The following is a 17,594-nucleotide window of genomic DNA, read 5'->3' as shown; positions in this document are numbered from 1 at the left end:
ACCGCAGCCAACTCCCCACCCAGCACACCCGATCAACGACACGACCGATCAAGAAGACACGCCATCCCAGACCGCACATGACCAAGCACTACTAGTGGCGGGCACCGACAGTCGCCCCGGACGGCCCGGAAAGGGCAGGAGCCCCGTCGCCGGAACGGCGCGGGGCTCCTTGGGTACTGCTGTCAATCAGACAGGAGTGACGTTCTCCGCCTGCGGGCCCTTCGGACCCTGCGTGACGTCGAAGGACACCTGCTGGTTCTCCTCGAGGGAACGGAATCCCTGAGCGTTGATCGCGGAGTAGTGGACGAAGACGTCCGGGCCGCCGCCTTCCTGGGCGATGAAACCAAAGCCCTTTTCGGCGTTGAACCACTTCACGGTTCCGGTAGCCATAAGCCCTCCTTGGGCCCAAAGGGTTGCCCTGCTCCAGAACCAGCAAATGTGAAGACGGGAATTCCGCACAACTGCATACGTCTGAGAACGACGAGAGCCCGCGGTCACATGCTCCGCAGGCTCTGTACTGCAAGGGAAACCAAACTGCAACTTGCTGTGAGCCTAGCACGCGGCCGCCCCGGCGCAACAGAGGTCAAGATCACTTCACCCGGACGTTTGAACACCTGGGCCGTTCGGCTGACGCCGGGGGTCGGCGACCGGCCGTTCGGAGGGGAGGTCTAGCCTCGCGATGTGGACAATTCTCGCACCCGGCCGCGTGTCGGCCACATCCAGTTCCTGAACTGCCTGCCCCTGTACTGGGGGCTCGCGAGAACAGGCACGCTCCTCGACTTCGAGCTGACGAAGGACACCCCGGAGAAGCTCAGCGAGCAGCTGGTGCGCGGTGATCTCGACATCGGTCCCGTCACCCTGGTCGAATTCCTCAAGAACGCCGACGACCTCGTCGCCTTCCCCGACATCGCCGTCGGGTGCGACGGGCCGGTGATGTCCTGCGTGATCGTCTCGCAGGTCCCGTTGGACCGCCTGGACGGTGCCCGGGTCGCCCTCGGCTCGACCTCGCGCACCTCCGTACGCCTGGCCCAGCTCCTGCTCGCCGAGCGCTTCGGCGTCCGGCCCGACTACTACACGTGCCCGCCCGACCTGAGCCTGATGATGCAGGAGGCGGACGCGGCCGTCCTGATCGGTGACGCGGCCCTGCGCGCCAACATGATCGACGGCCCGCGCTACGGGCTCGACGTGCACGACCTCGGCGCGCTGTGGAAGGAGTGGACCGGCCTGCCGTTCGTCTTCGCGGTCTGGGCGGCACGCCGGGACTACGCGGAGCGGGAGCCGGTGCTCACCCGCAAGGTGCACGAGGCGTTCCTCGCCTCCCGCAACCTCTCCCTGGAGGAGGTCGACAAGGTCGCCGAGCAGGCGGCCCGCTGGGAGGCCTTCGACGAGGAGACCCTCGCGAAGTACTTCACCACCCTCGACTTCCGCTTCGGCGCCCCGCAGCTGGAGGCGGTCACCGAGTTCGCCCGGCGGGTCGGCCCCACCACGGGCTTCCCGGCGGACGTGCACGTGGAGCTGCTGCGCCCCTGATCCGCGCCGGACCCCGTGCGGGGCCGCCCACTACCCTGCTCCCAGGGACTGGCGTACCTGCTACGGGGGAGGGGTGGACGCCATGCGGCCGCTCGAAGTCGACGAGCCCACCGTCGTGGGGCCCTACCGGCTGCTCGGCCGGCTGGGATCCGGCGGCATGGGCCGGGTCTACCTGGGCCGCAGCGCCGGTGGCCGCACGGTCGCCGTGAAGATCGTGCACCCGCACTTCGCGCTGGACGAGGAGTTCCGGGCCCGGTTCCGGCGCGAGGTGGACGCCGCGCGCAGGGTCGGCGGCGCCTGGACCGCGCCCGTACTGGACGCGGACCCCGAGGCCCGGGTGCCGTGGGTCGCCACGGCCTACGCGGCCGGCCCGTCCCTCACGGCGGCCGTGGCGGACGCCGGCCCGCTGCCCGTCCACTCGGTACGGGCGCTCGGCGCGGGCCTGGGCGAGGCGCTGGCCGCGGTGCACGAGCTGGGCCTCGTCCACCGGGACGTGAAGCCCTCCAACGTCCTCCTCACCCTCGACGGTCCCCTCCTGATCGACTTCGGCATCGCCCGCGCGACCGAAGGCACCGCCTCCCTGACCTCGACGGGCGTCTCGGTCGGCTCGCCCGGCTACATGTCGCCCGAGCAGATCCTCGGCAAGGGCGTGGCGGGCGCGGCGGACGTGTTCTCGCTGGGTGCCGTCCTCGCGTTCGCGGCGACGGGCACGCCGCCCTTCCCGGGGGACTCCTCGGCCGCGCTGCTCTACAAGGTCGTCCACGAGGAGCCGCGGCTCGACGCCCTGGACGGGGACCTGCGCGACCTGGTCGCCGCCTGCCTGGCCAAGGACCCGGCCGCCCGCCCGGCCCCCGGCGAGGTCGCCCGACGCCTGGCCCCCGAGGGCGCGGCCCGCCTGGTGACCGGCGGCTGGCTGCCGGGTGCGCTGGTGGAGCGGGTCAGCCGGAGCGCCGTACAGCTGCTCAACCTGGAGGCGGCGGACACGTCGTCGCCGGGACCGGTGTCGGGGCCCGTCGGCTTCAGCAGCCCGTCGGTCGGAGCGCCGGACGCGAACGGCGGTGCGGGGGGCGAGAACGGCGGTGCGGCGGGCGTGAGCGGCGGTGCGGCGGGCGTGAGCGGCGGTGCGGCGGGCGTGAGCGGCGGTGCGGCGGGCGTGAGCGGCGGTGCGGCGGGTGCGAGCGGCGGTGCGGCGGACCCCGGCGTCTTCGGGCCGGCGCCGGTGATGCCCACGCCGACGGTGATGCCCACGTCGGCGGTGGCGCCCCCGGCCCCGGCAGCGAACGTGCCGGGTCCGCGCGACGCTGACCGCCCTCCGTCTCCCGCTCCCGGCAAGCTGTCCGTCTCCGTCGCCGCCACCTCCACCCGGGAGGGCGAGGGGCGGCGCGGCCGCCGGATCAGCTGCACGGTGGCCCTCGCGGTGGCCGGGGCGATGGCCGCGGTGACGGTCGGGTCGGTCTTCGTCCTCGACCTGCTGCCGGGCGGCGGCAGCGACAACAACGCCGACGACGGCGGCCGCAACCCGTCGGCGACCGCGCCGTCGGAGCCCGGTTCCGGCGGGGACGCCGAGCCCGCCCCCGTTCCCACCCGCTACCTGGGCACCTGGGAGGGCCAGGCCGTCGCGGAGGGCAACCTGCCCCTGGGCACCTTCCGCCTCACCGTCCGCGAGGCCGCGGTCGGCGCCCAGCTGGGCACCCTGCGCCACACCGACCTCTTCGGCGGCACCTGCGACGACGTACTGACCCTGCAGAAGGTGACCGGGAAGCAGGTCGTCGCGAGCGCCGTGGGCGCCGACGGCAACCGCGACGTCTGCAACCAGGCCCGCCACACCGTGCTCCTCACCCCGGTCGGCGACGACCTCCGGTACGAGTCGGACAGCGAGGACTCAGGGCGGCCGAAGGCGCGGTTGTCGAAGACCGGGTAGCGGCCCGCAGGCACGCCCGCAGGTACGGGTGCGGGCCCCGCACCCGTACCGGTCCGGCCGTTCAGCCCGGCACCACGACCGTGCGCAGCTCCCCGTCGCCGAGGTGCAGCATGCCCTTGCCCGGCGCCACCGGGCCGCCGACCATGGCGCGGGAGACGCGCAGGCCGATGAGGTCGCCGCTGGAGGACTCCTGCGGGGAGAGCAGGATGCCGCGGCGGGCCTTCTTGGCGTCGACCTGCCAGCCGGAGAAGCCGCTGCACACGTCCTCCTCGTCGCCGGCGATGACGAGGGCGAGGCCGCGTTCGGCACCCCGGGACACGATCTTCTTCATCTGGCTCTCGGCGTCGCAGTCCTCCAGGATCTCGCCGTCGTCGACCAGGACGGCGATCGGCTCCTCCAGGCTGGCCTGGTCGATCAGCTCCTCGAACTCGTCCTCGTCGATGTCGTCGCCGGTGAAGACCTTCAGTACGCCGTCCGCGCCGTCCAGTTGCCGCATCGGTGACTGGCGGGGCGCGGCGACGACCAGGCGGGTGCCCTGGGCGAGGAGCGACTGGGCGACGTTCATCAGGACGGTGGAGCGGCCGGACTTGGCGGGCCCCGCGATGACGAACGACGGTACGCCGTCGGCGAGATCGGGGCCGAAGCCGACGATCTCGTCGCCGCCGATGCCGATCAGCGCCCACAGCTTCGAGCGGGACGCCTCCGGGTCGCGCAGCTCCCAGGCCTCGGGGAAGGAGATCCGGCTGGGCAGGCTGTCGACGCGGAACGGGCGCCGGGCGCGCGGCACTTCGGCGTCGCGGGCCGCCGCGGCCTCGCCGATCGCGGTGATCGCCGCCGCCTGGCCCTGACCGGTGGTGTCCTCGGAGAGCAGCGCGAACTGCGTCTCCGTACCCGCCTCGTTGCGGAACGCGCGGCCCGGCGGGATCTCCTCGGGGACCTTGCGGGCCGGGATGCCGAGCGAGGCGAAGTCGCTGCGGTCGGCGAGGCGCAGACCGTACTTGTCCTCGGTGAGGGTCGCGATGCGGCCGACGAGGAGGGTGCGGTCACCGGTCAGGACCAGATGGATGCCGATGCTCGCGCCCTCGCGCATCATCGTCTGCAACTCGTCGGTCAGCGCACCGTGGTCCACCTCGCCGAGGGTCGGCACCCAGCCCTCCCAGCGGTCGAGGAGTACGACGATGTGCGGCAGCCGCTCGTCCTCGGCCACCGCGGCCCGCTGCTCGCCGATGTCGGCGAAGCCCTTGTCGGCCAGCAGGTTCTGGCGGCGGTCCATCTCGCCCTTGAGCCGGTTGACGAGCCGGACCACCCGCTCGGTCTGGTTGCGGCTGACGACCGCGCCGCAGTGCGGCAGCCGGGTCAGCGCGTTGAGGGCGCCGTTGCCGCAGTCGATGCCGTAGAGGTGGACGTCGGCCGTGGAGTGGGTGCGGGCCAGCGAGCCCGCGATGGTCCGCAGCACCTGCGAGCGGCCGCTGCGCGGGGCGCCGCCGATCATCAGGTGCCCGAAGCTAGCGAAGTCGACGACGACCGGGCGGCGGGCCTGGTCGGAGGGCAGGTCCTCGATGCCGTACGGGGCGGGCGGCAGCTTGCCCGGGGCGGCGCCGGCGAGGACCGGGGCCTCGATGTCGTCCAGCAGCAGCGTCTCGTCCAGCGCCGGCAGCCAGGGACTGTGCTGGGCGGGGATGCCCATCGAACGGTTGGCGTCGCGCACCGCGTCGACCAGCACCTTGAGGTCGGTGATCTCGTCGTCCTCGCGCGACTCGGCCTTCGGTTTGGTCAGCGCGGCCCGGCCCAGGTCCTCCCAGCTCAGCGGGCCGACCCAGGGGGCCAGTGCCGCCGGGTCTGCGGCACCCGGCCGACGGCCACCCACGCGGCCCGACTGGAAGGGGACCAGGGAGGAGTGACCGAGGCGCACGTAGGCGCGGCCCGGGGTGTTCTTGGAGATGTGCCCGGCCTCGGGCGAGTCGATGACGTCGCTGGACTCGCCGCCGTCGGTCACGCGCAGCGCGATGCGGAGGTTGGTGTTGGCGCGGATCTCGGGGGAGACGACACCGCTGGGCCGCTGGGTGGCGAGCAGCAGGTGGATGCCGAGGGAACGCCCTCGCTGGGCGATGTTCACGAGGCCGGTGACGAAGTCGGGCAGGTCCCGCACCATGGACGCGAACTCGTCGATGACGATGAGCAGCCGCGGCACGGGCGCGTGCGAGGGATCCCTCCTGACGAGATCCTGGTAGTCCTCGATGTCCTTGGCGTCGGCGGCGGCGAGGATGTGCTCGCGCCGCTTCAGCTCGGCGCCCAGCGACTCCAGGGCCCGCTCCACGAGGTGGGCGTCGAGGTCGGTGACCATGCCGACGGTGTGCGGCAGCTTCACGCAGTCCTTGAACGCGGACCCGCCCTTGTAGTCGACGAGGACGAAGGTCATGTTCTCGGGCGTGTTCGCGACGGCCAGCGCGGCGACGATCGTCTGCAGCAGCTCGGACTTGCCGGAACCGGTCGTACCGGCGATCAGGCCGTGCGGCCCGTCCTTGCGCATGTCGATGCCGAAGGGACCGTCGTACGACTCACCGATGACGGCCATCGTGGACTGCCCGCCCATCCGCCACCGCGCGCTGATCGCGTCGGGCGTCGGCGGCTCCAGCTGGAGCACGTCGAGCAGCCGGCTGGCGCCGGGGAGCGCGGAGTCCTCGGTCTCGCCGCTGATGTCGCGCAGCGCGGACAGCGAGCGCGTCAGCCGCAGACACCAGGCGGGCGTGACGAAGTCGGGCCGCACGTCCGTGATCCGCTCGACCCCGGCCTCCTCGACCCGCAGCCGCAACTTCTCCGTGCGGGCCCGCTGTTCGGGCTCGGCGGCCGCGTTGCCGTGCCAGGCCTGGAACGACGGGAACCCGCCGGGCGCCTGCTGGGCGGAGATCTGGGCGCCGCTGTCCCGCTGCCCCGGCTCCTCCGCCTTGGGCTCGGCGACGACGAACGCCTGGCACTCGCCCGGCAGGAACCGCTCCTCGGAGTCGAGGCACACGGCGAACATGGACACCGCCGGCCCCTCACGCAGCAGCCGCACGACACCCGGCAGGGACCGCAGCCGACGCGACCCGTCCCATACGACGACGATGTCCGGGTCGCTGAAACTCGCCCCGGGACCGCCGCCGCCCTTCTGCTCGGCGGCCTTCTTGCGGGCGTCGAGGATCTGCGTCAGCTCGCCGATGCGGGCGCCGACGGTCTCGGCGTCGGTTCCGATGAGGACGTTGACGTCCTGGCCGCCGGAGGGCCGGGAGTGCGGCAGCCAGCGCACCCAGTCCCACCCGGGCTGCGCCGAGTTCTCACTCAGCACGTAGAACTGCACGTCCATGGGGCTGTGCAGCGCGGCCGTCTGCGCGACCGCCCAGCGTCCGAGCGACCGGGCGGAGTCCCCGGGGCCCGCGACGCCGATGACGCCGAGGGAACGCAGGGAGAGCGCGACGGGCGCGTCCTCGATCTTCCAGGTGACCTGGCGGCGGTGGTCGTCCTGCTCGGGGTCGTCGAGGACGACCTCGGAGGGCAGTTGCCCCGTACCGAAGCGCAGCAGAAGGTGATCCCGATCCGTCCGCCGCCGCTCCCACAACCGCGTCCTCGGCCCCGTCCCGACGGACAGCACGACCGCCGGATCGGGAATGGCGTGCCGCCGGTCGGTCCGCTCGGTGACGAGCGCGTCCTGCGCGTCCTTCTCGATCCGGGCCTTCTGCTCCTCGTACTCCTTGACCTGCTTGGCGTGGGACTTGCGCCCGTGCTTCTTGTCGTTGAAGTAGTTGGCGAAGAGCAGGATGGGACTGAGCCCCGCCATGATCAGGTAGTACCAGCGCCCGAAGACCGCCACGGCCACCACCGCACCCACGAGCGGGGTCAGCGCCATCAGCCAGGGCAGCGGCCGTGCCTCGTACTCGCGGGGCGGCGAGGGCAGCCGGAAGTTCGTCTGCCGCTCCGGCGGACGCAGCCGCGGCGGCCGGTTGTAGTCAAGGCCGACCCCGTCCTCGGACCACTTCAGAGCGGCGTTGGGAGGCGAGTACCGGGCCAGTTCGACGAGCGAGTTCCCGACGGCTATCTGCGCGCCGAGCGGCCACTCGTCACCGTCCCGGTCCTTCATGGACTCCCCGTCGAGGGTGACCCCTTCCTTCTCGGCGTGCACGGCGACCTTGCAGGTGCCGTCGGTGGACACGGAGAGGGTGAGGGCGCGCGCGTCGACCTCGGGATCGTCGATGCGGACGTAGGACGCCGCTCCGCTGCCGATGTCGTACTTCCCGACGCCGAGCCGGTGCACGAACCCGGCACCCGGCCCGCCGACGATCCGCAGCTCCACCAGCCCGGTGGGCTCGCCGGGCAGACACCCGGACGGATCCTGCAGGGAGACGACGGCGCCCTCGCGCAGCGGCGAGCCGACCACGGTGGCGGAGGGGTCGACGGCGTACCCGTCGACGTAGACGAGGGGCGCGCCGCTCGCCGGCGACTGACGCTGCTGCCCGATGGGGATGACCTGCGCGCCCGCGACGCCGACCTGCTTGGCCAGCTCCTCGGCGATGTCCCCCACGGTGGACTCTGGATCGGCGTCGAGCACGACGTCGGCGGTGCCACCGCCGAACGGGTCGACGACGGTCAGGGTCAGTCGCACGCTTGTCCTCCCCAGGCGAGCCCCTGGAGCCGCTTCCACACCACGGCTCACAGTCCAGGCGACGATATCCGCTGGGTGTCGCGGTCCGGCAACAGGGAGGTGACCGGACGTTCCCGAAGGCAACGCAGGGATGTGACACCAACGGCCTCACCCGTAAGCTGCTGCCTCAAGAGCGGACGATCACACCGGTCGTGACATACGACCGGTCTGACCGGTGCGCCGGTTCGATCCGCAAAGAAGGAGCCACGGGGGTTGGCCCTGCGGCATTGTGAGAGGAAGCGGCTTCATGGCCAAAGACCTTGACATCACATACCAGGACATGCGGGATGCGGCCAAGCATGTCGTGAAGGAGAAGGAAAAGCTCCAGGAGAAGCTCGACGGCCTCCGCAAGTACATCGCGAACCTGGTCGAGTCGGGCTATGTCACGAAGTCCTCCTCGAAGGCCTTCGACGACAACTTCGACGAGTTCACCAAGGGCGCCAAGGACACGCTCGACGGCCTCGACGGCATGGGCGACTACCTGACCACGGCCGCGGACAAGTTCGAGCAGATCGACGAGGAACTGGCGAAGCAGGCGCGGAGCAAGTAGCCCTTATTGGCCCGGACGTGCCGACGCGGCGGTGGCTGGCGGAGTCTCGTATCCCGTCGCGTCGGTACACCGATGCTTCCGAGCGCATGCCTGCGCGTGTGGTGTGCGTGTGGCATGCGTGTGGAAGGAGACGCGGACGTGGAGGGGGAACGGCATCTTCTGCATGCGCTGGCGAAGGCGGTCGCGGAAGACGCGAGCGAGTTCACGGTGCGGCCACGCCTCCCCGGGCTGAAGAGATTCGCCGCCTTCGCGTATGTCGCGGAGCAGTCCGGGTACCGCTACGCGGGCCATGCACCGGGCAATGCGGCGTTGAACAACCCCTGTTTCATCTTCCGCCGTACTTCCGACCCCCGCGAGCGGACCGCCACCCCTGGATCTGCCACTCCCGATGCCTCTGTGGAACTGCTCCACTCACGCATGGTCGTCGACGCGAGTGGCCGCTACACCACGCGCGTTCTGAGTAACGTCCTCCTTCTTCCCGTCGTCCTGGCTGTCTTTCTTCTCTTTCCCGGCTACACGGTCGACCGGGTGCTCATCGCCGCGGGAGTCTGGCTGGCCTTCTTCGCGCTCTATCTCGTCGGCTTGGCGGTCACGCGCCACCGCCGGGCCCGGCATCTCGCACGCCTGTCCGCGGCTCTAGGCGAGTGAGCGGTTCGGCGGCCAGTCGACGCCCGCGTGGTGAAGGACGCGGCTGTACTTCGCGTACCGGCGCCTTGCGATGTACAGGCCGGCCATCCACAGCCCGGCGAAGAACAGCCAGATCGCGGCACACACGAGGAGTGCCGGGGCGCTGAAGCCGTTGCGGATGAGCGGGGTGACGCCCACCGCCGTGCCCAGGCCGCTGCCGAGACTGCCGAGCTCGCGGGCGTCCCGAAGGTGTCGCCGATGGCGTTGATCATCTTCGCGGCGCCCTGCGTGTGCTCGCCGAGCTGCTTGATTTCGTAGCCCCGCTCGTCGGCGAAGTCCCGCACGTCCTCGATGAGGCTCGCCTCTCCTGCAGGTGCTGGAAGACGGTGTCGTCGAGAGCCGGTCACTCATATGGCAGTCCGGTCCCTGTGGGCATTGGTCGCAGGCTCACCGACCGTATCGATCGCGGACCCGGCTACGGCAGCAGAGGTGATGCGTGAGATCTCGGGTGCTCCGCGGGCACCCGGTCAATGCGCCGCGTCAGGGAGCCGAAGCGTTCGCGCGAAGTCGTCCAGGGGCTCCATGGCCGCGGCGATCACTTCCGGGTCGTCGTGGTGCCCGCGGAGTACGACGTCGGGGAGGCCGGGCGGGGTGTGCCAGTGGTACGTGACCGAGGTCACCATGATGGTGCTGTCCGCAGGATAGGAGCGGGTGACCCGGACCCCGTCCGCGCCCAGGTACGGAGAGGCGAACGGAATACTGCCGGTTCGCTGCTGCCACTCAGGAATCTCCGGGTGGGGCACCGTGAACGCGGTGACTCCCTCGCAGGAGGACGCGTCACGTGCCTCGCAGTGGATGCGGGTGGCGTGCATCACCAGCGGCATGTAGGTCAGCGGAACGGGATGGTAGATGAACGCCTCGTCGGCCTGGAGCTTGTCCCGGAGCGTGACGATCATCTGCTCGTAGAAGCTCTTGTGGAAGCGGCGAAGTTTGCGGGTGAGTTCGATGTCGTGGATGGCGGCCAGGCCGGTCAGGTGCAGGTCCAGCCATTCCTTGAAGTTCTTCTTGTCGATCTGGAGGTGAAAATAGCCCCAGAGGTCTGGGTTGGCATCCGTGTCGATGTGGAGCGGGGCGCCGAGATCGCTGCTCCACAGGGTGCCTTCGGACATGACTGGTCTCTTTCTTCGGGGGCGCGACAGCGAGGGTCTTCAGGCGTAGCTCCAGCGGAAGGTGCCCATCACAGCGTCGAACAACTCCACGAGGGTGTCGTAGAAGGCGAGATCCGAGCCGGGCGCGATCAGGGCGCTGAAGGAGAAGGCGAGGTACTGGTCGAGGGTGCTGTCCGGGACCGGAACGAAGTACTCGACCCGGCGGTGAGCGACGTCGACGCCCTGGGCCGGGTCGGCGGGTACAGCTCGCTCCGAGCGCAGGGCCGCCGTGTCGTCGAGCGTCCGCGTCTCGGCACCCGGAGTCACAGAGGCGAGCGCTGCCAGGACCGCTTCCGGGCCGCTGTCGGACCTGACCCGTGGAATCTCGATCGGCTCGGAGGCCACGATCGAAACGGGCAACGCGACGCCGTGAACGCGTTCGGTGGGGAGGTAGAGGGTCATTCCACCCTTGGCCCTGGCCCGGCGGACGACCTTTTTCATCTCCTGGGTGAGCTTGAGCCGTGCCTTCGGAATGTCGTCCTTCGGGAAGCCCACGGGCAGTTGTGCGACGGCCTTGCGGACGATGTGGTCCATCGCTTCCCTGGTGCCCGTGCGCAGCGGAATCACGTCCCAGCCGGGTGGCGGCACCAGGTTGAAACCGTTCGGGGACCGACGGTGCTCAGCGGTGGTCATTGCGCCCCCGTGTCACTTCCACGGCATAGGTAACGCCTACGAAAAGCGCCCACGCCGGGGCGGCGATCATGCCCGGCCCGTCCTTCCGTGCCACGCTCCACGCGAAGGCGCCGGCGACGACCAGAGAGGGCAGCAGCGCGAGCACCCCCGGGTCGGACGCATCGGCGAGTGCGGCCACCGAGAGGACGACCGCGAGAACGAGCGCGCGCCGTTGCAGCCTTCTTCCTCGTAGTCCGCGTGGAGAGTGCAGGCGCGTTTGCGTACGTCTTCGAGGGGATCGGCGTCGTCGCCGCTTCCGGAGGAGGACTTCCTCTCGTCTCCGGATCCGTCCTTGACCTCGGACTTCTCAGCGCTCTTGGCTTCGACCGCCTACCGCTCCAGGCTTCGGGCCTTCTTCTGCTTGTCCTCCATGTAGCCGGACCAGCCCTGGATGACGCCCTTGGCCTTGTCGAGGGGAGTCGTAGGCGTCGACGACTTTCGGGCGGAAGTCGTCGTCGAGCAGTTCCCGGAACGCGATGGCGGCCTTGCCGCGCCAGTCGCCCTTGGCCGCTCCATCCAGCACTTTCTTGATCTCTCCGAGCGCTACCACCGTATGGCGAATGGAGTCGGAGTCCTTGTCCACGGCGGCGTGGTCTCCGGGGCACGGCACGAAGCCCAGCGCCGGAAAGTCGTCGATGGTGGGCGCGCTCACTGCTTCTTGTTCGCCTTCGACAGCGCCTCTGCAAGATCAAGGTCGAGCTGGGGGAAGGCCATTTCTTGCAAATGTGATGGTATGAGGGTGAACGGCACTCAAGGCTTGTCAAGGTGACCAAGTTCTCAAATACGACAAAGGTGGTAATGGTGTGAAGCTGTCCGTGCCGTCGGAAAAGGGGCGAGGGGGGTGAACCTGAACAGGCTCTTCGGCCGCCGCAGGTCACCGGTCGTCGTGGCAGGTGGGGACGTGGTACTCCGCACGGCGCGGCCGGGTCTACTTGGCCCTCAAGGTACGAAAATGGCCAACGAACGGGCCAGTTCTTCCACGTCCTCGGCAGCGGTGAGGATTCGAGCGACGTCTTCGGTCGCCGTCCACATCACGACGTCGGCTCCGTGCTCTGCCACCTGCCATGCGTAGCGCACACAGGCGGCCAAGTGTGGTGAGCCCTCCTGAGTGACGTACCGGAACGTGGTCACCCCCTCACCGAGGTGCGGGGAGACGAACGCCTTCACGACGGGTGGTTCGACAGCCGTACGGTCGTCCGCTTCCGTGAGGGCGCGCAGAGTGGTCTCGCGTGGCTCGCGGGCCGGGCCGATGGCGGCACAGACGGGCAGTGGCGTGTCCGTCGGGTGATCGAGGTGCAGGAACAGCCAGTGATCCGAGCCAGGAGGGCAGAAGGACTCGGCACAGCGCGCCAGCGTCTCTCCCACGAATGCCACCCCCTTGGCCCCGGGGGCAAGTTCCCTGTCCGCCCACAGATCCTCGGCCCGTTCCAGGCACCAACCGTGAATGTCGTCCCACTCCTCGAAGGGGGCGGATACCCCCGCTCGGGGCGGGATGATCACCCAGGGGTAGGCATCGATGTATTCGATGTCGATGATCGGCCAAAAAACCTCGCTCATCCACGCCTCCAGCGGAATGTGGCCATGACCGCGTCGAACCATTCCACGAGCGCTTCCGACAATTCGTCCCTCGGGTCGCCTCCTCCGATCGTGGAAAACGCGGCAATGAACCATCGGTCGGGGTCTTCGGGGACCGAGACGATGTACTCGACGCGGCGCGAAGCTGCTACCAGTCCTTTGTCGGGAGCCGCAGCGGCGACGTGCTCCCGCCGGACTGCTAGCGCGCCATCCACTTCGCCGGAGCTGAGATCCGCCTCCCCGGCACCGTCCCTGGTCAGCAGCTGAACTGCTATCTCGCTGGGGGGAGTCTGGGACGCGGAGGAATCGCGTACGGGGAGCACGGTCTCGGCCACGAGGATCGACGCCCCGAGGTTGAAATCGTCATCGCCTACGGGCCTGACCGGAAGGTACAGATCGAGACCTTTGTGTTCCTGGGCCCCGGCCACAGCTTTGCGGAACCGGCGGGCCAGCTCCTGCTTGTATGGGCCGATCTTGTCCCGGGGGGCATCTGCGGGTATACGGGCGTACGCATCTTGCAAGATCCGCTCGATCGCTTCATCCGTACCCCTTCGTAGCGGGATCTGTGCCCACTGCGAGGGAAGAAGGAGACGGTATCCCGTGGCCGGCCCGGTCCCTTGGCCGACAGCGGCGGCCTTCTGCTCAGCTGCCATGGACGGACTCCTCGTGGTTGAGGAGATGCATCCCCACCAGACCGGCGAGACTGGCGGCGACGGACACCCACAGAACCGCTTCGCCCTGGAAGGCAGCGAATGCCAGGCCGTATACGAGATAGAAGATGAGCGCGATGCGCAGGATCGTCTGCTCGCCAGAGAGGGCGGACCAGTCGGTCGGTCTACGGGCGAGCACGATGAGCAGCACCGGAGTCACGGAGGCCACGGCCCAGTCCCACGTAGGCATGGGCAGCCACTGTTCCCCGAACATCTCCTCGGAGAAGGGCGTGGAGAAGAGGCGGAAGACGGCCAGTACAAAGACGATCTTTACGCCTGCGACGCCGTACTGCAGCCAGGGGACTGCATGGCAGGCCTCCCCGGTGTCACCGGTTTCGGTCATCGATCGGTCTCCTTCACCACTGCGAGCCGACGGGTGCGGTCATGCGGTCCTTCATCCTGCTGTATCCATCGTCCGTGACGGCATCCGCGCTCTTGTCGGCGGCGTCGAGGCCTGTAGAAGCAGCCCAGGAGCCCTGAACCGCATCCTTGTGGCGCTGGGCCTGACTGGCGTTGGAAGCCAGCGTGGGGTTGTCGGGATAGGCATCGCGCCACTTGTTGATGTCCTTCATCTGTCGGGCCAGCGCCTTGTCGCCGATGGCGCTGGCCTTCTCCTGCGCGGTGATCTGCGGCATCTCCGCATCGCGCACCTCGTTGGACGCGCGCTTGCCTGCCGCCCTGTTCTCGCCCTCCAGGCGAAGCCGCTTCGCCCTGGCCCGCTCGCGATTCTTCCGTGAAGTTCCGCCGCGCTTGCGCTCGGACCTTGCGGCCGTCTTGCGAGCTCCTGCGTTCCCGTGGGCAGCCTGTGACTTGGCCTGGCGATTGGCCAGTCCGGCGGCGGTCTTCCGGGAGCTATTCTGCAGGGCCTTCACAGCTTTTGCAGCTTTCATCCCATTGCGCGCCAATTTAAGTGCGCCGAGATCCATGACCACATCGAACCATGAGCCGTTGCCAGTGAGCGCCTGCGTGATGTGGATGGCGGCGACCACGACCGTCAGAGCCAGGGCGATGACACCCACCGCCGGGAAGAACATCGCCACGACTCCGACGAAGGTCGCTGCCCAACTGGCCCAGTCGGCGATGTCGCCGAGCCAGTCGGCGTCCGCGACCCAGCCCTTGAAGTCGTTCCACCAACTGTCCTTCATGTCGTCGTCGATGGACGACCGAATCTTGCCGGCGTAGTGGGTGGCGCGCTCCTGGTAATCGCCTTCTGTGGTGTTGAGGCGTCGACGTGCGTCGGCCAGGTCTTCCTTCGCTCGCTTCAGAGCCGGATCCTCGTCGGTGGATCCGGCTTTTTCGCCCTCGCCCTTTTTCTCGTCCGTCGGCTTCTTGTCGTCCTTGCCCGCGTGGGTGTCGATGACTCGCTGTGCATCCTGGGCGTCGCCGAGCGCCTTGTCTGCGGCCTTCTGGAAGTCCTCCAGTTCGTCAGCCCAGCCGGAGAGATGTCCCTTGACCTCGCGGTACCGGTCTTCGGCCAGATCGAGTTTGCGTCCCAGGCCGCGAGCGTCCTCGGCCAGCTTGTCCGCGTACTTACCCTTGAGATTGTCCGCATCAGCCATGGCAGTGAGTGACTTCGCCTGAGTCCGCAAGTACTCGGCGATCTTCTTCATATGCGTGACTTGGTTGCGGACACCGCTCGGATCACCGGGCACCGGGTCGCTCTCCCGCAGCGGCTGCCAGTCATTGGGCCTCGCCATTGTTCCCCCTGAGTCAGCAGTTCAGTACGTGAACCGGCAGCTGGCTACTTGTTCTTCTTCTTGCCGGCCTTGGCCAACTCGTCGTCGAGTCCCTTGAACGCGTCGCGTGTCCCTTCGACCATCTTCCCGACTTCCTCCAGCGATTCGACCAATCGCTTGCGGTTGTCGTCCCAGTTGTCGATGAAGTCCGTCATGGCGCCCCTGAGCTCGGAAGCACCCACCACCGAGGTGATATCGTCCTTCCACTCTCCGAGGTCCTTGAACTCAGTACGAATCGCATTGAGCTGCTTGGCCGAGGTCTTGAGGAGTTCGAAGTCGACGGTCAGGTCCGACATGAGGTCAATCCAGTCTGTGGTGGCCGAGATAGGGATCTGCGCTCAGGGCCGCGCCCTACGCTCGCAGGTTTTCATGCTAGGTATGTTGTCATCGATTGACAGCCTGGATCTCCTGTACGACGACCTCCTGGCCGTTCCCGAAGGTCCCGTCGGGCAGGTCGCCGCCCGCTCCTCCCGAACCCGTCCAGTCGACCTCCCACGTGACCGTGGCCTGGAGGTCGAAGGCTCCCTCTCCGGAACTGCGGAGGTACTTGATGCCACAGGGTGGAGTCTGGTCGGCCTTGCCCTTGGTGTAGGGCTGGCCGATCGAACCGTCGTCGTTGATCGCGCACTCCCCGGGGGCGGGGTAGGTCTCGGCGTCCGGCGTGCCCGGCTCCAGCTTGAGGGAGACCGGGGTGGCGGTGGTGGTCGCCGAGATGTTCACGCCGCCCACGTCGAGCGACGCGGTGACGGACACCTCGTCGAACTTGGCCCGGTCGAGCCAGGCCCACGTCGGCAGGTTGACCTTGGTCGCGCCGCCCGGGGCGAGGGTGACCGCCGTGTCGGGGACCTTGATCCTGGCGTAGGCGAGCTCGGCGAGGATCTCCGGGGTCACGGCGTTCTCGACCTCGGGGGCCTCCCCGTTCTCGACCCAGAACGTCTCGGTGTCGCAGGCGAAGGCGGCCGGGTCACCCGCTTCGGCGCGGTTCTCGTCCCGGACCGAATCCCACCAGATGCCCTTGCCGGCTTCCTTCTTGTTGAAGTCCTTGTAGGGCTCGCCGTTGATGTAGTGGTCCTGCGAGAGCTGGTAAGCCTCTCCCACGCCACTCGCGTGCGGTATGTCCCAGCGTTCGCGGAACTCGTCGGCGAACTCGTCCGGAGTCCACTTCGGCTCGTACCAGCAGGCCGGCGGGCTCCAGTCCCCGGCGGGGGTGAACCCTCCGGATTCCTCCTCGCCGCCCCCGCCGGTCGACCCGGTGAAGACGATCCGTGATTCGAGAGTCTGCCCCTCGTCCTGGTCGTTGCTGCCCTCGACGTCGAACTGGGACCCGCCGGGATCCTTGCCGAACGCGGCGCCGGCCGTGGCGAACACGCACGTGGCGGCCAGCACCCCCGTCGCCGTCACGAGCCGGGCCTTTCTCACTGCACGCATGTCTCGCTCCCCCGTACAGAAGTGCCGTCCGTCGTACGCCAGACGCCCTGGTCGCTCTTCTCCAGCCGGGTGTTGTACAGCACGTAGGAATCGCTCGTGGCCGGAGACTTGTCGACCTTTCCGGTCTTTCGCTCTTTGTTGTAGGCCTTCGTCTCGTCGGCGCAGAACGAGACGCCCGCGGACTTCGCGTCGAAGAGTTCGACCTTGGGGTCGAAGTACCGGGTGGTGCCGGTGTACGTGATTCCGGCGTCCAGCCACTTCTGCACCCACTTCACGGACGTGGTCAGCGCCTTGCCCTCGTAGTAGAAGGTCAGACCCGCCGTGTCCGTCTTGCCCTGCACGATGGCGTCGTTCATCGCCGTCTGTGCCCGCGCCGCGTCGGCGAGGACGGCGTCCTTGGTCGCGTCGCCCGTCTCCCACTTCTCGAAGACGTCCTGGACGTCCTTGGGAAGCGTGATGTCCGGGCGGTCGGCGGAGTCCGACGCGGCGTCGCTCGGCGCCGTGGCCGACGGCGAGCCCCCGGTGTCGGCGCCCGCGATCTTGTCACCGTCATCGGACGTGTCGTCCCCACCGCCGCAGGCCGTCAGAAGCAGCGCAGCCGATGCAGCGAGCGCGGTGGCAACGGGCACAGAACGGCGCTTCACAGTGAGCTCCCCCGTGAGACAAAGATTCGGTCAAGAGATCTGACGGTAGTGGTGGGGTTGTTGGTTTCGCCAGGGCGAACTGCTCTGGGAAGAGGGACAATGCTGGGCGTAATGGGTGCTTGGGGGAGTGGCCGTGTCCTGTCCGTGTCCCGATCGGTGACGACTCCGGACATACGCAGGCCGAGGGTGGTCCGCCAGGAGTGAGGTGCATGCTTCTGGCGTCGACAGGTGGTCTCAGCCCTGGTCGTAGGTCGCTCGTAGAAGCTCTTGTGGAATCCGCTCAGTTTGAGGGTGCCCATCTGGAGTCAAGATGCCTTC

Annotated in this window: 18 protein-coding genes; 4 read left to right on the top strand and 14 right to left on the bottom strand. The window is 68.7% G+C overall.

The features are described from left to right. Window positions 1-186: 186 nt before the first annotated feature. Entirely contained in the window at window positions 187-390 is a 204-nt protein-coding gene (locus ACFW01_RS01735; protein ID WP_003974443.1) for a cold-shock protein, read from the bottom strand. Window positions 391-681: 291 nt separating this feature from the next. Between ACFW01_RS01735 and ACFW01_RS01730 the strand changes: the two genes are divergently transcribed. Further along, entirely contained in the window at window positions 682-1,530 is an 849-nt protein-coding gene (locus tag ACFW01_RS01730; RefSeq protein WP_384502115.1) for a menaquinone biosynthetic enzyme MqnA/MqnD family protein, read from the top strand. A gap of 82 nt (window positions 1,531-1,612) precedes the next feature. Next, complete coding sequence (locus tag ACFW01_RS01725) at window positions 1,613-3,451, top strand: serine/threonine-protein kinase (RefSeq protein ID WP_384502113.1); 1,839 nt, start codon at window positions 1,613-1,615, stop codon at window positions 3,449-3,451. Between the two features lie 61 nt (window positions 3,452-3,512). On the opposite strand, the gene ACFW01_RS01720 is transcribed toward ACFW01_RS01725, so the two are convergent. Continuing rightward, on the bottom strand, window positions 3,513-8,087 hold the full coding sequence (locus tag ACFW01_RS01720; RefSeq protein ID WP_384502111.1) for an FtsK/SpoIIIE domain-containing protein: 4,575 nt from the start codon (window positions 8,085-8,087) through the stop codon (window positions 3,513-3,515). A gap of 286 nt (window positions 8,088-8,373) precedes the next feature. On the opposite strand from ACFW01_RS01720, the gene ACFW01_RS01715 reads away from it, so the two are divergent. Together ACFW01_RS01715 and ACFW01_RS01710 are read left to right on the top strand one after the other, a co-directional pair. Further along, window positions 8,374-8,676, top strand: a complete 303-nt coding sequence (locus tag ACFW01_RS01715) for a WXG100 family type VII secretion target (RefSeq protein ID WP_234958084.1) — start codon at window positions 8,374-8,376, stop codon at window positions 8,674-8,676. 138 nt (window positions 8,677-8,814) lie between these two features. Next, on the top strand, window positions 8,815-9,324 hold the full coding sequence (locus tag ACFW01_RS01710) for a hypothetical protein (RefSeq protein WP_234958083.1): 510 nt from the start codon (window positions 8,815-8,817) through the stop codon (window positions 9,322-9,324). Here ACFW01_RS01710 and ACFW01_RS01705 read toward each other — a convergent pair. The 12 genes from ACFW01_RS01705 to ACFW01_RS01650 form a co-directional block, all read right to left on the bottom strand. Beyond that, window positions 9,313-9,501 carry a hypothetical protein gene (locus tag ACFW01_RS01705; RefSeq protein WP_234958082.1) on the bottom strand — a complete coding sequence of 63 codons (189 nt, stop codon included), beginning with the start codon at window positions 9,499-9,501 and terminating at the stop codon, window positions 9,313-9,315. The two genes, ACFW01_RS01710 and ACFW01_RS01705, sit on opposite strands and share 12 nt — an antisense overlap. A 329-nt stretch (window positions 9,502-9,830) precedes the next feature. Further along, a complete protein-coding gene (locus ACFW01_RS01700; RefSeq protein ID WP_234958081.1) occupies window positions 9,831-10,472 on the bottom strand; it encodes a hypothetical protein in 642 nt (213 codons plus the stop codon). A gap of 39 nt (window positions 10,473-10,511) precedes the next feature. Then, entirely contained in the window at window positions 10,512-11,144 is a 633-nt protein-coding gene (locus ACFW01_RS01695) for a hypothetical protein (protein WP_384502108.1), read from the bottom strand. Continuing rightward, window positions 11,131-11,322, bottom strand: a complete 192-nt coding sequence (locus tag ACFW01_RS01690; protein ID WP_384502106.1) for a hypothetical protein — start codon at window positions 11,320-11,322, stop codon at window positions 11,131-11,133. Before ACFW01_RS01690 ends, ACFW01_RS01695 begins: the two co-directional genes overlap by 14 nt. 168 nt (window positions 11,323-11,490) lie before the next feature. Further along, window positions 11,491-11,835, bottom strand: coding sequence for a hypothetical protein (locus tag ACFW01_RS01685; RefSeq protein ID WP_384502104.1), 345 nt, complete (start codon window positions 11,833-11,835; stop codon window positions 11,491-11,493). A 287-nt stretch (window positions 11,836-12,122) separates the two neighbouring features. Then, window positions 12,123-12,740, bottom strand: coding sequence for a hypothetical protein (locus ACFW01_RS01680; protein WP_234958078.1), 618 nt, complete (start codon window positions 12,738-12,740; stop codon window positions 12,123-12,125). After that, complete coding sequence (locus ACFW01_RS01675) at window positions 12,737-13,411, bottom strand: hypothetical protein (RefSeq protein WP_384502102.1); 675 nt, start codon at window positions 13,409-13,411, stop codon at window positions 12,737-12,739. The genes ACFW01_RS01680 and ACFW01_RS01675 overlap by 4 nt, the downstream gene beginning before the upstream one ends. After that, a complete protein-coding gene (locus ACFW01_RS01670) occupies window positions 13,401-13,811 on the bottom strand; it encodes a hypothetical protein (RefSeq protein ID WP_384502100.1) in 411 nt (136 codons plus the stop codon). Before ACFW01_RS01670 ends, ACFW01_RS01675 begins: the two co-directional genes overlap by 11 nt. A 13-nt stretch (window positions 13,812-13,824) precedes the next feature. Continuing rightward, window positions 13,825-15,165, bottom strand: a complete 1,341-nt coding sequence (locus ACFW01_RS01665; protein WP_234958075.1) for a hypothetical protein — start codon at window positions 15,163-15,165, stop codon at window positions 13,825-13,827. Window positions 15,166-15,209: 44 nt separating this feature from the next. After that, entirely contained in the window at window positions 15,210-15,500 is a 291-nt protein-coding gene (locus ACFW01_RS01660) for a hypothetical protein (RefSeq protein ID WP_234958074.1), read from the bottom strand. Between the two features lie 88 nt (window positions 15,501-15,588). Beyond that, window positions 15,589-16,632 carry a hypothetical protein gene (locus tag ACFW01_RS01655; protein WP_234958073.1) on the bottom strand — a complete coding sequence of 348 codons (1,044 nt, stop codon included), beginning with the start codon at window positions 16,630-16,632 and terminating at the stop codon, window positions 15,589-15,591. Further along, window positions 16,620-17,276: a hypothetical protein gene (locus tag ACFW01_RS01650; protein ID WP_234958072.1), complete on the bottom strand. Its 657-nt coding sequence runs from the start codon at window positions 17,274-17,276 to the stop codon at window positions 16,620-16,622. Before ACFW01_RS01650 ends, ACFW01_RS01655 begins: the two co-directional genes overlap by 13 nt. Between the last annotated feature and the right edge of the window lie 318 nt (window positions 17,277-17,594).

The organism is Streptomyces sp. NPDC058985 (assembly GCF_042740985.1).
Lineage (GTDB): Bacteria > Actinomycetota > Actinomycetes > Streptomycetales > Streptomycetaceae > Streptomyces.
This window is presented reverse-complemented; position numbering and strand designations above follow the sequence as displayed.